At 44.9% G+C, this 15,838-nt stretch carries 16 protein-coding genes; 3 read left to right on the top strand and 13 right to left on the bottom strand.

Annotated elements, in window-relative coordinates; translation table 11 throughout:
* Positions 1-63: 63 nt before the first annotated feature.
* Both K2Q13_RS02750 and K2Q13_RS02755 read right to left on the bottom strand, forming a co-directional pair.
* Positions 64-513, bottom strand: a complete 450-nt coding sequence (locus tag K2Q13_RS02750; protein ID WP_292919129.1) for a hypothetical protein — start codon at positions 511-513, stop codon at positions 64-66.
* A 112-nt stretch (positions 514-625) separates the two neighbouring features.
* Positions 626-1,270 (bottom strand): phosphoribosyltransferase family protein, encoded by a 645-nt coding sequence (locus tag K2Q13_RS02755; protein ID WP_292919130.1) that lies wholly within the window; start codon positions 1,268-1,270, stop codon positions 626-628.
* A 523-nt stretch (positions 1,271-1,793) separates the two neighbouring features.
* Between K2Q13_RS02755 and K2Q13_RS02760 the strand changes: the two genes are divergently transcribed.
* Together K2Q13_RS02760 and K2Q13_RS02765 are read left to right on the top strand one after the other, a co-directional pair.
* On the top strand, positions 1,794-2,243 hold the full coding sequence (locus K2Q13_RS02760) for a CBS domain-containing protein (RefSeq protein ID WP_292919131.1): 450 nt from the start codon (positions 1,794-1,796) through the stop codon (positions 2,241-2,243).
* A 225-nt stretch (positions 2,244-2,468) separates the two neighbouring features.
* The gene (locus tag K2Q13_RS02765) at positions 2,469-2,822 is read left to right on the top strand and encodes a hypothetical protein (RefSeq protein ID WP_292919132.1); all 354 of its coding nucleotides are present in this window, start codon (positions 2,469-2,471) and stop codon (positions 2,820-2,822) included.
* Positions 2,823-2,973: 151 nt separating this feature from the next.
* Here the strand turns inward: K2Q13_RS02765 and amrS are convergent, their stop codons facing one another.
* From amrS to K2Q13_RS02820, 11 genes are all read right to left on the bottom strand, one after another.
* Positions 2,974-4,071 carry an AmmeMemoRadiSam system radical SAM enzyme gene (gene amrS, locus K2Q13_RS02770; RefSeq protein WP_292919133.1) on the bottom strand — a complete coding sequence of 366 codons (1,098 nt, stop codon included), beginning with the start codon at positions 4,069-4,071 and terminating at the stop codon, positions 2,974-2,976.
* Positions 4,064-4,654: an AmmeMemoRadiSam system protein A gene (gene amrA / locus K2Q13_RS02775; protein ID WP_292919134.1), complete on the bottom strand. Its 591-nt coding sequence runs from the start codon at positions 4,652-4,654 to the stop codon at positions 4,064-4,066. Before amrA ends, amrS begins: the two co-directional genes overlap by 8 nt.
* A complete protein-coding gene (gene amrB, locus K2Q13_RS02780; RefSeq protein ID WP_292919135.1) occupies positions 4,644-5,450 on the bottom strand; it encodes an AmmeMemoRadiSam system protein B in 807 nt (268 codons plus the stop codon). The genes amrA and amrB overlap by 11 nt, the downstream gene beginning before the upstream one ends.
* A 190-nt stretch (positions 5,451-5,640) precedes the next feature.
* A complete protein-coding gene (locus K2Q13_RS02785) occupies positions 5,641-6,879 on the bottom strand; it encodes a lipase (protein WP_292919136.1) in 1,239 nt (412 codons plus the stop codon).
* A 251-nt stretch (positions 6,880-7,130) separates the two neighbouring features.
* Complete coding sequence (locus tag K2Q13_RS02790) at positions 7,131-8,036, bottom strand: FAD:protein FMN transferase (RefSeq protein WP_292919137.1); 906 nt, start codon at positions 8,034-8,036, stop codon at positions 7,131-7,133.
* A gap of 47 nt (positions 8,037-8,083) precedes the next feature.
* Complete coding sequence (locus K2Q13_RS02795; RefSeq protein WP_292919138.1) at positions 8,084-10,696, bottom strand: DUF3570 domain-containing protein; 2,613 nt, start codon at positions 10,694-10,696, stop codon at positions 8,084-8,086.
* A gap of 140 nt (positions 10,697-10,836) precedes the next feature.
* Entirely contained in the window at positions 10,837-11,106 is a 270-nt protein-coding gene (locus tag K2Q13_RS02800; protein WP_292919139.1) for a DUF4266 domain-containing protein, read from the bottom strand.
* A gap of 6 nt (positions 11,107-11,112) precedes the next feature.
* Positions 11,113-11,613: a TlpA disulfide reductase family protein gene (locus tag K2Q13_RS02805; RefSeq protein WP_292919140.1), complete on the bottom strand. Its 501-nt coding sequence runs from the start codon at positions 11,611-11,613 to the stop codon at positions 11,113-11,115.
* Between the two features lie 51 nt (positions 11,614-11,664).
* Complete coding sequence (locus K2Q13_RS02810) at positions 11,665-12,123, bottom strand: hypothetical protein (protein ID WP_292919141.1); 459 nt, start codon at positions 12,121-12,123, stop codon at positions 11,665-11,667.
* Between the two features lie 127 nt (positions 12,124-12,250).
* A complete protein-coding gene (locus K2Q13_RS02815; RefSeq protein ID WP_292919142.1) occupies positions 12,251-12,988 on the bottom strand; it encodes a hypothetical protein in 738 nt (245 codons plus the stop codon).
* 462 nt (positions 12,989-13,450) lie between these two features.
* On the bottom strand, positions 13,451-13,882 hold the full coding sequence (locus K2Q13_RS02820; RefSeq protein WP_292919143.1) for a hypothetical protein: 432 nt from the start codon (positions 13,880-13,882) through the stop codon (positions 13,451-13,453).
* Between the two features lie 293 nt (positions 13,883-14,175).
* On the opposite strand from K2Q13_RS02820, the gene K2Q13_RS02825 reads away from it, so the two are divergent.
* A complete protein-coding gene (locus K2Q13_RS02825) occupies positions 14,176-15,828 on the top strand; it encodes an alginate export family protein (protein WP_292919144.1) in 1,653 nt (550 codons plus the stop codon).
* Positions 15,829-15,838 lie beyond the last annotated feature (10 nt).

Consider the following 15,838-nt stretch of genomic DNA (forward strand, 5'->3'; position numbering starts at 1 on the left):
AGAAATTAATACATTTTGCACTGTGATCTTGAATTCTCTAATCATTAATACCTCCATCAGTTCTCAGGTTGACCCCAGAAACAAATCTGGAATCATTTCCTTGCGCTGCAGCAGACTCCGTTCCACTATGCGCAACTTATTGAGCAGAATAGTTAATTGCAAATAGAATTGATCGCTCGCCATTAACTGGTGCCATTCATCTCCATCCGGATCATCTTCATCAAGATTACGCCAGAAAAGATCGCAGAAACTATGAAATGAGACTGGATACCCCTCAGTTAAGGCAGATTTAATTTTCTGATCTAACCAACGCTGTCGTCTAATAATTAAACCTTCAGCTCCATCGCAAACAATGACCGACAAGTAATCATGCAGATCTGTCGTGCTGCGTATGCTTTCCAGCTCAGAAAATTTTTGTCCATTGATGGCGCTGGCAATCAATTCTTGTAAAGCAAGCGTTGAAATTTTAAAACTTACGCCTGTTTGTAGTCTATAGATTTTGTCGAAATACATAGGTCAATCGTCATGAGTAAGTAAAACCAAAGTGAATGAACGATTCGATTAATATTCGCGATTATGGTTCACTTCGGCGAATTCACGCAAATGTAATCTTGGCGGATTACAGTTAATTAATTTCTGACTTAGTTGAGTTGGCAAGACAAGCGATCACTTCTTCATCGCTCACTTGCGGGAAAATCAAATAATACTGACCAACCGCATAGAAATCCGATGGAGATGACAAACATACAATACGATCCGCTTTTCCATATAAACTTTCCACAACCCCTTGTGGTGCCACAGGCACTGCACAAATCAATTCTGCCGGCTTCTTCTGACGCAACGCATGCAGTGCAGCAATCATCGTTGATCCTGTGGCTAATCCATCATCGATAACAATCACGATGCGTTCTGCAACATCAATCGGCGCTCGGTTTGGAGTATATTGCGCACGCCGTTGCCGAATAATTTTCAATTGATCCGCAATTTCCTGTTTGATATAACTTTCATCTACACCCATTCGTTCGACAAACTCTGTCAAGTACACCCAGCCGTTTTCATCGATAGAACCAATTGCATACTCAGGGTTACCTCGGGCGCGCAATTTCCGTGCCAGCACCACATCCAACTCACCACCCAATTGTTGCGAAATTACCCTAGCCATCGGCACCGCGCCTCTAGGAATAGCCATCACCAGCGGATGTTGACCACGGTAATCAGAAAGCGCCTCAGCCATTTTATTGGCCGCAGCAATGCGATCAGAGAAAATCATGAATTGCTCCCTAGCTTAAAAAAACATGAATTAATATCAGCCAATCGACAAAATTACTATAGCTTACCTGTCTCAATGACCGTTCTCGATTCTTCCAACAATTCAGAGCAGTTAAAAATTTAATTAATAAGCTGGATAAGAAACTTATTCTGTAAAAATAGAAAGCTACAAAATCCGAATATGGCAATAACTTAGGATTGATAACAAGCACTACTGAAGCGCTTGACAAAATCATCAAAGCGATCAAGATATACTAAGTAGTGGTCCATTATTAAAAACTCTTATTCCTAATAGAGTGAATTGACAGCGTTAGGCCCAAATTAAATCCGTTGTCTCTAAGGAAATTGATCATGAATACACAAAACACACACCATAATGAAATTATAAATGTGATTCATCATTTTGAGGAAAATGAAAAATTCAAGTATCCATTTAACCAAGTAGAGAATTTTATACACGTTAATGAGTCGCATTAATTGATTCATACAGCTGTCTTATTCAGATAACTAGAAAGGAGCATCAAATGACTATCGGCGAAATTTGTAATCGCGAAGTAATTGTAATTCAACAGGATGAAACCGTTCAAGAAGCTGCCAAACTGATGCGTCAGTTTCATGTGGGTGCCGTCATCGTCATCGACAAACCCAATGGCCGCGCAGTACCAATAGGAATAGTCACGGATCGTGATTTGATTGTCGAAGTTATGGCAACAGAATTGGACGAAACAGTAATCACAGTGGGCGATATTATGGCGCCGGATATATTTACCGTAAAAGAAAACACCGAAGCACATGAAGCGATCGAATTAATGCGCCGCAAAACCATCCGGCGTCTGCCAGTAGTCGATGATGCCGGCGAATTGATTGGCATTCTAACGCTGGATGACGCCCTACAATGGTTGTCCGAATCAATGCTTGATCTTGCCAAGCTAGTCAAATACGAGCAGAAAAAAGAAGTTCGGCATCGTCCCTAGTGAATTAGGGATCTCAATCAACCGGGCTGTCTGGCATGATTCCAACAAACCTCCTCAAATTCCCAGCCAAACGTACCGAGATGAGGAGCGACAATTTGCCACATTGTAGTTTCATTGCACCTAAGATATATTGTAATTGCATAAAGCAAGATTATGTCCTGTTATATTCCTGTCATATATCTTTGCTATCCTGGATATTATCACCTTATACAAGGAGTAACCCAGATGAAACAACTCCCAACTGCAATTGAACTTGATATTAATCATCAGGTTAATCTACGCAAAAATAACTATCCATTTTATGAAGCAGCCCAGCTAAGGCGTGCAAAAATGCATGCGGCGCGTCTCATTGAGGCATTGGATAGCAATAAACTGTTGACGCCTTCTCTGCATCAATTACTGGAAGCAAGTCTCATTCTCGAAACAACCGATACCCGGATTCTTGCGGCTTACTTAAAAAGATCGCCAGCTAGTATCCGTAGCGAATTCCAGAAGATATGTGCTACGTTAGGAATATACGAGGGGCTCCCAAAAGATCTCCAAAAACGACCTGCATCGATGATTAAGGAATCTGCCTAAATAAGTCAAACAAAGAATCTCAGGCGATTAGCGATAGTTACCTTAACGCTAGTCGCAGTGAACTGCCAGCGTGTGATGCATCAAATAATGTGGTGCAACGGTTGTTCTTGTTTGCCTGAAAATCGTTCGGAGCGACTGGCAATTAACGTAGTCATACTGTTGCCCCAATTCTGACCGGAATACGCTGCCTACCGAATTGACCGACAGATTGGCCATAATGACCTGCAATTTTAGCACTGCAACTTGTGCAACGCCCTTCCGGGGTTAAATGATATTTCTTAATTTCATACCAATCACGCATGATTAATTCACTATCACAGGATGGGCAAAAAGTGGTATCGCCCTCGGTATAATGCACATTGCCGGTATACACATGATTTAAACCGGTATTCAGCGCAATATTGCGTGCTCTGATTACGGTTTCAGTCGGTGTTTGCGGTATGTCGTTCAATTTGTAATCCGGATGAAACGCACTAAAATGCAGCGGCACATCGGCCCCCAGTTCTTTAAAGATCCACTCACTCATCGCGTTGATTTCCTGATTTGAATCATTTAAACCAGGAATCAGTAAGGTCGTCAACTCAAGCCATACATCGGTTTCATGCCGCAGGTATTTTAGTGTGTCTAACACCGGTTGCAGATGTGATCCGGTTTGCTTGACATAGAATTCTTCGGTAAATGCCTTAAGATCAACATTGGCAGCATCCATTTTGGCAAAGAAATCCCGGCGCGGTTGCGCATGAATATACCCTGCAGTCACTGCAACTGTTTTGAGGTCCATAGCGTGGCAAGCATCTGCCACATCCATCGCATATTCGGCAAAAATCACCGGATCGTTGTATGTAAATGCAACACTCTTGCAACCATATTGCTGCGCACAGCGTGCAATAGCTTCCGGACTGGCCTGGTCGAGCAATTTATCAAAGCTGCGTGATTTGGAAATATCCCAGTTCTGGCAAAACTTGCAAGCGAGATTACAACCTGCCGTACCAAAAGATAAAATGCTGCTGCCCGGATAAAATTGATTTAACGGTTTTTTCTCAATGGGATCAACGCAAAAACCGGATGAACGCCCATACGTCGTCAACACCATGGCAGTACCAGCGCGCCCACGAACAAAGCATGCGCCACGTTGCCCATCATGCAGCTTGCAATCACGCGGACATAAATCACACTGGATCCGGCCATCGTCAAGCAAATGCCAATATTTGGCTGAATGTTGTTGCGTGGCGCTAATTGGTTCATCCATGAGCGCACTCCTTGGAACCCTCTATTTCCCGCCATTTGCTGACGGTATATCGAGATAACTGGATCTCTTCAGACCAAAAATCTTCAGATAAACGAGCTTTCAATTTTAACTTGGCGAGAAATTGTTGGGGTTGAGGCAAGCTCTCCCATACCTGGGGCAGAAACGTACTACGATGAGATCCGCAATCGAACACAATGCCGTCAATATTCGGACGCAATTGTGCCAGTACATCGGCTTCACTGGTAAAACCCAGCGGTTGCAATTGCGATAGCAACGAAACTTCGACTGCTACCGTATCAAGCTCATCCTCCACCAGTGGCAAAAAACGAGGATCGTGCAACGCAGCCAGAACGGCATTATTGCTGACATCTTCAAGCAATGGATCACACGCTTGCAGAGAACCGATACAACCTCGTAATTCACTACATTGGGTTAAAGTGACAAATGTTGCTCCCGGCTTGCAAAGCCAAGACATATTTTCCTCCACTGCTACCGCTGTGCAGGGAACATGCAAAGCGCGAGCAATAGCTGCACGTGCAATTTGCAGCAAAATCTTCCCTTGTTGATTGTTATCAAGCGACATGAGCATACCTCGCTTGGTCAAATGCAATAGCTGCGTAACCGACGACCTGATCACGCGCTCCCGCAGTGTCTCCGGAATTCCTCAAATCCAACAAATGCGGCATCAATTGGTGTTTCTGTGCAGAAATAATAAAACCATTGATAGCTACGCTTCCACAGGCATGATCTGGTGCAATCGGTTGCTGCAATTGCAATATTGATTGCACCGTTTGATAGTCGATATGCTGTGCAGTTGCGTAAGGTAAGTAATGTGACAAGTCAGAGCTGATCACGATCAACGTTTCTTCACCACCCCACAGATAATCTAATACTTCGGCAACTTCTACGGCTGAAGCCATACCCACCGCCAATGGCAGTAAGGTAAACCCATCGAGTATACTTTGTAAGAACGGGAGTTGTACTTCAAGGGAATGTTCCAGTGCATGCGCAGCTTTGCTGACGCTCACTTGCGGCAAATGAGCGATTAAATTGACCCAATGCGTATCCACTTCTACGCTGCCCAGCGGTGTAGTAAAAACATCCACGCCTGGCAAAGCCAGGCCATGTATAGCAACCCGATGCGCAGGCCCTAACAATACAACACGCTGAATATTTGCGGCAACCGCACGTAAAGTAGCATAAGCCGTTGCCGCGATAGCACCTGAATACTGATATCCGGCGTGCGGAACGATTAACGCTTTTGGCTTGAAATCATGCCCGTTCGCTTTCGCAAGCAAAGATTGCACATCCAACCTTAACTGCTGTGCATCTGCAGGGTAAAACAAACTGGCGACTGCGGGAGAGCGAATAGTAGTCATGTTGCATTCTCATGTTGATTCACGATATCCCTATCAGACACGAAATCAAGAAATAAATTGCAACTATACAACTAATTCATAATTAATTTTTCTATTGAAATTTTAGTAAGATCATTAGGTTGTTATCATATCCACAGAAAACAACCCGTTACTGAGCGATGTAATTTCAACGCGTGAACGTAATACCCGATTACCACCCGCCTTGATATATAGTCATAAGATTAGTTGCATTATCAGTAAGTCTGGCAATACTATGTCGGCCAAATCTCAAATCTTCCAAATCGACATTACGACCAGGTAAAATTTCCAGCGAATCAAAATTAAATTGAATCAGTGGGGTTACATGATGAGAATCTAAATATATTTTTCCAGTTTTATCGGTATTAGAAACCGGGTCATGAACATCGGAAATCACATAAATTAATTCTCGCAGCTGCTCGTTGGTAAGTGAAACAGTATAAGTATCAAAAAAATGATCCGGAACGGGCGAAGAATTAAATGCAAATGTTTCCAATCCCAGAACAGCGCCAATCGCTTGTGCTAATCCACCCCCTAAAGAATGCCCTGCCACTGTAATTTTTTCATCGGGATGTTGGATGAGTACATCCTGAGCAAATCTAAAGGCATCTTTAAATTGGTCGCTGACCGTACCCGTGCCGATGGCCGCATCCGCTATGGCATCCCGTGCAGTATCTTCCAGTTCCTTAAATGAACAAGGGAAATCGCAAGTTTCAGTACCGCGGAATACCAGGGCTAATTCTTCGGTTTCACGGTTTCTATAAACGCCTGCATCCATTCCTGAGTTTGTTCCAGTGGATCTAATCAGTTCCCAGGAACCTACCTCAACGTTATCAAAATCATAGATTGCATTCGCGAGTTGCGCATAGGGAATAGACCTCACCAGCAAGTCAACCGCGCGCCGCTCTTCAGGAAACAACATGCCGTAAGGTTTCCAAGTGACATTGGGCACATAATCGGGATTGTTATAAAGCGCGACCGTATTCAGTTCAAATACTGAGACCGCATCGACGGTCGCATCATCGCCATCTGTCACCCAGGTTAAACTAACCGTATAGCGCTCGGTTCCATAAAGCATCGGAACATCAACTTTAGGCAAGGTCAGCACGCCATTGAGAAAAGAAAACTTTGGGCTATGCACATCGAAAGCATCATCCAACTCTGCGCCCAACAATGAAAATCGGTTCGGATTATCTGCCCCCAACCACTGTAACGACGCTTTATATAACTGATCTCCCAATGAATCGGTCACGATGATTTTCTGCAAACATACCAAACCATTAGATTCAATAACCGTAACGGGTGCTGTCAAATTAGCGCATTCTTCCGGTTGCGCTGTGACTGTAGATACAGAAAAAACCAGCGTAACAACGCTGATCAGTCTGACTAAATTAGAATGCCTTATTTTCATAAAATGACTCATTGATGACTTTAATCAAACCCTAGGAATCTGTCGGATTTAAGGTCAATCTACTGCGCCAATGGGACAGCGGTTCATATTTCCTCAATTTTTCATTGCATAGTCTCGCTATGCGCTTCAAAATTAAAAAAATCTGCACTTGCTTTCCCCACTCGGCTCGCTACGATTGCTTAAGTCCGACAGACTCCTAGCAGTTTAATCATTTTTCAGAAAATAAACAGGCCTAAATAATATAGCTCGGTTCACTCCATCAATGATCCGCCGGATTCCCCATGCACATTAACCCACAAGTGCGGCAAGCCCAGCGTATTTAGCCACTCAGCTCCGTCTTCTCCTTTCAGCATGCCAATTGTCGAAGCACTGCCGGCAACCACACAGAATTCACCCAGCACACTGACCGCCGCCATAAAATGTACCGGCCAACCAGTTTTGGGGTTAAGCACGTGGCCATACCGGGTACCGTTCAGTGTGATGCACCGCTCATAATCCCCGCTACTGGCCAATGCTCCGGAATGCAATAACAGTGTTTGCAATACACCTTCCGGATTACGTGGATGGCGGATAGCTACACGCCAAGGGCTGCCATCTTGGTGCGGGCCGATGACTCTGATATCGCCCCCCAGATTGATCAGTCCATGATGAATATCGGCATCCCAGCATAGCGCAGCAGCGCGATCGACAGCGTATTCCTTGACTACACCGCCAAAATCAATTTCCATGTCCGCAGCAGTGAATCGCAGAACTGGGCGCTGCCAGCTAATTCTATGCCAACCTATTTTATTCAGAAGGATTTGAATAATTTTTGCATCAGGTATATTTTCAGATTTGAAATTCCAGGCGCGACGCAGAATTCCGGAAGTGATATCAAACAAGCCATCGCTTTGCTGATAACACGTGTCAGCATAATCGAGCAATCCGGCAGTTTCATCATCCACACGAATGTGACCGCCTTGCGCCGCGACGCGGTTTATATCGGATAAAAAACTGTCTGTTCGATAACGGGAATATTTTGCTTCCAGACGATGTACATCGTCCATGATCAATTTGGCAACGCGCTTACTCTTTTTTTCATAACTGGCATAAAGCTGAATCGAGCAAGGCGATCCCATTGCGCTAAAATCATAGTGATAGTACTTCAATTGCGTCATCACAAATCACACGCCCAATGAATTATTATTTGAATGACTCAACTCGTTTAAAACTGATAACTCCAGGTCGCCGACAGCATACCCTGCCGATTAAGCTGGTATCCGTTGAAATCGTTCCTGACCGGTTGCAACCATTCGACTCCGAATCGGTTTCCGGCAAAACGCCCGCGAGGAATCTGCGCATTGACACCAAACCCCATATCAAAAAATTGCCCGCCATAATTGGATGGAAAATCCATCGGGCCGATGCGCGCGTTAAATTGATTAAAATCCCGATGTATCGCATCTTGCCATGTGTACGCACCACGCACTGTGGCAGTCAGCCATTGCGTCAAATCGTAGCCGCCCCAGGTTGTCGCCTGAAACTGGTCGCCCAGGCGGTAGCCAGATTTATTTTGTGCTTCTAAACGCTTGATACCGCTCAATTGCGTACCCCACGACCAACGACTATGTTCACCCGCATAAGTCAGGCTCGGGGTAAAATCCCAGGTGCCACTACCCAACTGCATGCCAAAGTGGATCAATCCGCCGTCAATCTGAGCAATGCGGCGCAGTTTGATATCCACCTTTCCAGTCGGCGCACTGAAACCAAGATTCGCGTGCACACGGTGGCCTGGAATATCCAGCAATTTGATTAGCGAAGAAAAATAAGTATCGCCAACGGCACCGGTTTCATGTCCGGACACACCCGTATGTTCATGCACGCCTGGTGTAGGGGGTGGAGCTCCGCTCAATCTGCGCAAATCCATATCCATATCCATGAATGTCGGCATCAACATGACATTGAGCCAACGAGTCGGAGCATACATGAGATCAACCATGTGCATGCGCATATCCATGAATGTCGGCGTAAACCGGCAAGGTTCGCTGCTGCAACCCTGATCAACTATCATTTGATCACTCACCTTATGCGTACCATGCATCATAGAACCACCGGTCCACTGATACATAAATCGATATCCGGCCATGAAATCCCCAGGTTTGTCGAGCATGTGGCCAAACATGACCCCTGCGGGAGGCAAGGCATGATGATGCTGCGAAGCATGCGCGTGCGATGTGGAAGAACCGCCAGCCCCCCCCATCGGCAGGGAAGTCGTCGAATCAATATCAAACTTTATCGCCGCATTCGCCACATAGTAATCAAAATCGGAAAAACTGTTATTCCCGCCACTGCCGATCTGCATCGAGCTGGCGCGGGTATAGTATTCAAAACCGGCTTCCAGCGCGACGCCTTTGCCGAGTATTTTACTCAATACCACACCACCGCTGAGTGCGCCAAACCCCGCCAGGCGATGATCACTGGAGAAATTATCAGGCAGTTTTCCAGCATCATAAGATATTGTTTTCTCCCGAGCGCCTACTGCAAACCCATCCACTGAATTGCCATTCTGATCCACCAGATCAAATAATGAGTCGCCGAAATACTGTTTCGTTGGATTATTAGTATCAATCCAGACCTTCCGTCCCAAACTATCGATTTCCTGCTTGCTGAACGCCTGTTGAGAAAACAAATAGGGTCGATAGAAGCTGGCAGAATCCTGCGAGTAATAGCGAATTCGAGGTGTTAAGGTCCACCCACTGCCAATCGGTTGTACCCAGCTCGCATCGAACGTATGCGTATTCACGCCCCAATCGTCGACCGATAACCGGTAGCCCAAATGCATCGCCGCATTGAACGGACTGATATAGTGAATGTATTTGGCATTTAAAGCGACTTGATTGCGAATATTCGGGCGCTGTTCGAGCAATGCGCGTACATCACCCTCAATTAAGCTATTATTTAATTGACCCGGATCAATGAAAATGACCGAGGTTGCCTTATAAGGATTTTCCAGGAAACCAGAGCTATGCGTATAACCAATATTGGCGTCGATCAATGCATTTTTGTTCAGAACTTGCGTTAATCCAATATTCGAGACCCAATCCTGCCGCTCCCCTCGCAAAATCTCCGAACCACCCCGTCTTACAATCTGGGGTTCATATGCCGTTTTGGTGATATAGGGCGATGAATCATGATCGAGAATCGCGCCGATTTTACTGGATGTATAACCCCCACCCCATTTAACGCTGGTCAGTTTCTGATTGAAATCCAGCCGGCCGCCTATAGAGCCAAAGCTCGATTGATAATCCCTTTCCCGGGAAAATCCTCCCCCGACATTGATCGCTGCTTCATTCCATTCATGACTCAAACCAAAATTCGCCTGGCGGCGTGTTTCCGGAGAAGCAGATGACATGACTAATACCGATCGGGTATCAACATCGCCATTTAATTGTTTTGTAATGGGATCGCGTCCGATTGGATTTAAATCCTGGTCTAAAAGTACTTTGCTGTTGAGAATTGGAGAAGCGCCGACCACTTCTCCAAACGCAGTTCGCACGCGATTACCGCCAGTGGTAGCCAACGGCGTAATAGTGACCGGTGTTGCACCGGACCAGGTATCCTGGGTATATCCAAACGTGAATTTGGTACGATCGTTGAGCGAGAAGACCCCGCTGCCATGCAAAACATCTGCTGAAATGGGTTTTAAATTGTTGGGAGCACCAAATAGATTGCGCTCGCCTTCCTGGTAGCGGCTATACTGGAAATTGACGCGATCTTGTCCTGCGGCAGACCCCGGCGTCATTAATAAACCGGGTAAAACCAAGGCTGCGGAAGTCAATGCTTGGAGTGCATTCCTTGATTTTTCTGAGGGCGCTAATTTCGTGTTGGAGCATGGCCGACTCCCACGTTGACGTTGAGGCTTACTGTTTCGGTGCAAATTGTGTTTACCTCAATAGCCATTCCGGGAAGGATCTGGCTTTAATAACAGCCACACCCCCCACCACCAGAAGAAGATTTATGACTGGGCGCTGCCTCCCGACTACTATAGTTGTGGGACTGTATCTCGCTTTGCAGAGGATAAGGATCGACTTCCATTTGTGTTTTTGCCAGATTACCGCGTTCCCAGGGCGCCACGCTCACGCAACCCGTCAAAACAATACATAACACTGCCAGTATAAAATAGTTCACAATTATAACGTGATTATTTCGATTAATCATCGGAGTCGTAGATACTGCAAATCTCGACACTTAGTTTTACTCCTGCAACAGTTGCGTAATCAAAGCACGCAATTCTTCTGATTCACCCGAGCGAAATCCCTGATGAATGTGGCGAACATTACCACTGCGATCAATCAAATAGGATGTTGGCATCGCCATTAACTCAAATACTTTGGCGCATTGTTTGCTGGGGTCGGCCACAATCGAAAAATCCACTGGATTTTTCGCAAGAAATTCTTGTGCATCGGCCACTTTCTCATCCAGGTTGATACCAACCACATGCAAACCTTTATCCTTCAAGTCCTGATCCAACTGATTCAAAAAAGGGAAAGACTTTATACACGGCGGACACCATGAGGCCCAGAAATCCATGTAGACCACTTTACCTTTTAATTCTTGCAAATCATAAGTCGGATCTCCTTCCAACGTGGTCAAACGACACGAAGCTGATGCTTGATCCAGATGCTCCGCAAAAGACGGATTTGCAAACATGATTAACAACGCAATAGCAAAATAAAAGAATTTAATTTTTTTCATAGCAAACACCTTGATGATCCAATAACGCTATGACGCAAAAAATAAGGGGCATTACTGAAATTGATTCACCCTAATATCCGTACCCGTATGAGCATTATCGGCTGTCATACAATGATATGACACAATAAACGAACGTGGGCCCGGACCCGTTTTGTTCACCAGCAAGAGATATACACCCTCTCCACCAGCTACACTGACTTCGGGACTAAAGGCGCCATCGCCAGAAATGGGATCAGTCGTACTGATTGCACTGGCTCCCTTGATAATTTGCAAATTCACTAATAAGTTTGCTTGTGGCTGCGAAGTATCTTGAACACTGGCAACCAAACGGTTCACAGGTCCATTTCCATCATTAAAGCAGGTAACTTGCGCATACCCGGTAAAACTTGCGATATTGCCTTCAGGATCCATAGTAGCCCCGGCATCATGCGCATGACTCACAGAAGCAAAGCAAAGTACAGCCAAAGTAAAAATAGTTGTTGCTGTTTTTTGTGAAAATAGTTGCAGCATGATCGCACCTCATTAATAACTTATACTACCCAATACATCATATCTTCTAGCACATTTGATGAGCCGATCACAGGCGTTCTTTATACGCCTGCGATCATTTTCTTTTCAAGCGTAAATAAAGCTTGAATTATTGCGGCCAGACCTGAGCGCCATTAAAAATAATCGGCATATCGCGGCTAACTTGCGCTGCTGAAGGCTTTACTTCAACAACCTGACCTGTTCCTCCACAAGATTCCGGCAAAGGATTGGCTTCGCTACGCGTAATGGTCAATGATGCTGCGCCATCTTCTGGGCGATCATAAGGCGTACCCAATCCGGCGACTGTCCACAAATTAACCGTTTCAGCGCTAAATCCGGAAACTGGTGTAATTTGACAAATATCGACGATATTGATATGAAATTTCACACTGGCTGCGCAAGAGGCTGGCTCGATAATTGCTGCACTGGTTCTAAATGGAATAAAACCAGCCATTTCATGCGGCAAAGAATCACCACCGCCGGCCCAGAAACCCGAAACATTTCCATTGGCATCCTGCTTCTCACCTTGAAAGGTAAAAACTGCCTTACTATATATTTTCGTATTCAGATTTCCCCAGTTCTGTATGAACTCAGTCAGATCACCGGTGTGCGGCTGGCCATCAACCGTGATGGTTGAATCAACGCCATCAGGAAAAACCACGCTGGTGCCTATGACATTAATTTCCCCACAGCCATGACCGACAACAACGTTATTCGAAACTCTGACACCTTCAACGATGGATGGAACTTCAAGCACAGTGTGAGCGACTACATTGTGACCGATGACTGAAATTGCGGCAGCAATTACTGAACCTGATATAAATTTAATTTTGTTATGACTTGCCATTTCACTTCCTTTTTAGTTAATTCAAATACCTCTGATATTCTATTTTTGCAACTGAGTGCAATTCTCATCCTAAGCCTCTAGAATCTTGAAATCGCAGTTTCAACACCGTGCTTACTGCCAGCTAAATGCATTCGCATTTTCTAAACGCTTAATTGATTATCTAATCCTTGGCGATGAATTTCAATGCGACAAATTGTCGCACCTGGCAATTACCGTTCTCGAAAGATCAGCCTAAATCATGCTTTTTCTTGAATTTTAGAGGGATGCGACAATTTGTCACATTGATTTTGCAGACAGAGGAAACTAATATGGATATGTAGATTGAGTTTGATTACTGAATTGCTCAGTATGCTGCTATAAGCGTCTTGCTTGATTTATCTCGTAGTTCCCTCCCTTCACCTCCGGCTAATGCCGGAGGTTATTTTGTAATTTCCAAAATACACGCTTTGCAGTCATTGTTTTTTATTTTTTGATAATGAGCACTTCATCCACAACGTCATTTTCGTCGTACTGAACATGAAATGCCATATCGTCACCACTAAAGGTGATTTCGGTTGGCGTACCAACAAGCTCCCAAAGGCCCAGCGTTGCAACATTGGCAGCGCCATGCAGAAACGCTCTACCCGCTTTAGTGCCGGTACTATACCCCTGTACAAACTTAAAAATCTCAATCCGTTTGCCGTCTTTATATTCACTGATCACCGGCGCACCAAACTCCGAGATCAATTGGGTTCTTGTCACGCCTTCCTTTAATAGATCAATGTCTTTTTTTTCCGGTTGTTTAGCCGCCATAAAAACAGAGCACCCAGAAATCGTCACTATCCAAATAAGCCATTGCATGGCCAGCAACAATCTTCTCTTTAGTACCAACTCATTTATTACTAATAGAATCATGATTTTTATATTGTCTCGCTGGTTAATTATCACTATAAAATGCCGCTATCCAAATCGGAAAAATAACTAACATAATATAAACTTTACATATATATTTTTATTATAAAAAAATTAGAAAATACTATTTCTCTTTATATCAAAAAATTGCTATCTTTCGCCTCTATCAATTTTAAAGCTGTCCAATGTAGCTCAAATTATGCAGTTCAGATGGTCAACTGAGCATCATTTACCTTAAGAAATAGAAACTTTAATGATCGTACCGTATTACAGAGCAATTCATGCAGGAGAATAAAGTGAAGTTTATTTGGTTTTTCTTACACATTGTGGCATTGAGTACATTTATCGAACCCATTCAGGCGGCTTCAAACAATCCATCATCGACTGCAAACAAATCAAGTGTTGTGCGAATTGTTCAGGCAAGTGCTGTGGATTTAAAGACGGTTGCTGGTGAATTGATCGATCACTCAAAGTCATTGCCAGCTATCGTGCCAGAAACAAAGCTGGATGTCGGTAAGCAACTCACCAGTTATCATCGACGATCCGATAGTTATGCGACCAATCCGGAATCGGACCCACCACGCTATGTACGCCGCTTAAGCGATATCGGCATCCCGGCTTTTAATGATTTAACCTGGCTCGATGTCGGCTTAGAGCACCGCACACGTTATGAATGGCGCAATAATGACCTTCGGCGTATCGAAGGAGGAGAAGACAATCCGATATTTCTGCGTCATCGGGCATGGATAGGCATTCGAGATATCTTAGATCCGTTTCGATTTGCGGTAGAGTTTCAGGATTCTCGGGTCGTTAACAATAAACATGCCATCACGGATCAGGAAAGAAATGAGTATGATCTGCTCAACGCCTATGGCGAGTTGTATTTCAAAAAGGGGCTTGGGGTCGATGATCGGAATCAGGACCGACCGATTCGTTTTCGCGTGGGCCGGATGGCCTATGAAACAACCGATCGGCGTTTTATTGCGCGCAATGAATGGCGCAATACCACCAATACATTTGAAGGCTTTCGCTTAAATCTGGGACGCGATGTCAATGACTGGGAGCTTGATTTATTTGGCCTGCAACCCGTTAGGCGCCTGCAAACAAAATTTGATGTAGCCAATGATCACTTATGGTTTTTTGGCGCTATCGGTCACTGGCGCAAATGGTCTGACATCATCACCATACAACCGTATTATATGGGCCAGAAACAAACGGCTAACCCAAATGGCTTTACCGCCACCAACCGGTTAGATCGGGAAATCCATATGCCAGGGTTTCGTGCATACGGCAAGGTGGGCAATCTATTCGATTTTGATGTGAGCTATAACCACCAGTTCGGATATAGCGGCCCACTGCGACAAGATGCACAAGGGTATACTGTCGAAGTAGGACGGACTTATGAACATCCATGGAAACCTCGTCTGACGGGCTTCTACGGCTACGCCAGCGGCGATCGTGACCCTAATGACGGAGTGGACAATCGTTTCGACCGTTTCTTTGGATTTGCGCGACCTTGGTCAGCCGATCACTATGTTGTTTATGAAAACCTTAAGGCTCCCAAAATTCGATTTGATCTTCAACCGATGCAAAAAATAGGATTTGAACTCACATATGGATGGTATTTTTTAGCCAGCAAGCGCGATCGCATGTTCGACATTCTGGATGGCAACATCAGCAATACCGTCCAAGACCCTGGGTTCAATCGTGACCGAACTGGGCAAAGCGGAGATTTTGCCGGCCATTCACTGGAAGGACGCGTACGTTACCAAGTGACACCCAAAATCACCGCTGTTCTCGGTTACACGCATTTCACCGCAGAAAATTATGTGAAAAACCGTATCGCAGCCAGTCCATCCTGCACAAGTGGCAACATACACCCTTGCGTTGACCATCGCTCGGGCAATACCGACTTCTTGTATTTCGAAGTGTTGATCAGCCTGCTATAAATTTTTCCGG

The organism is Nitrosomonas sp. (genome assembly GCF_019752095.1).
Classification (GTDB): Bacteria; Pseudomonadota; Gammaproteobacteria; order Burkholderiales; family Nitrosomonadaceae; genus Nitrosomonas.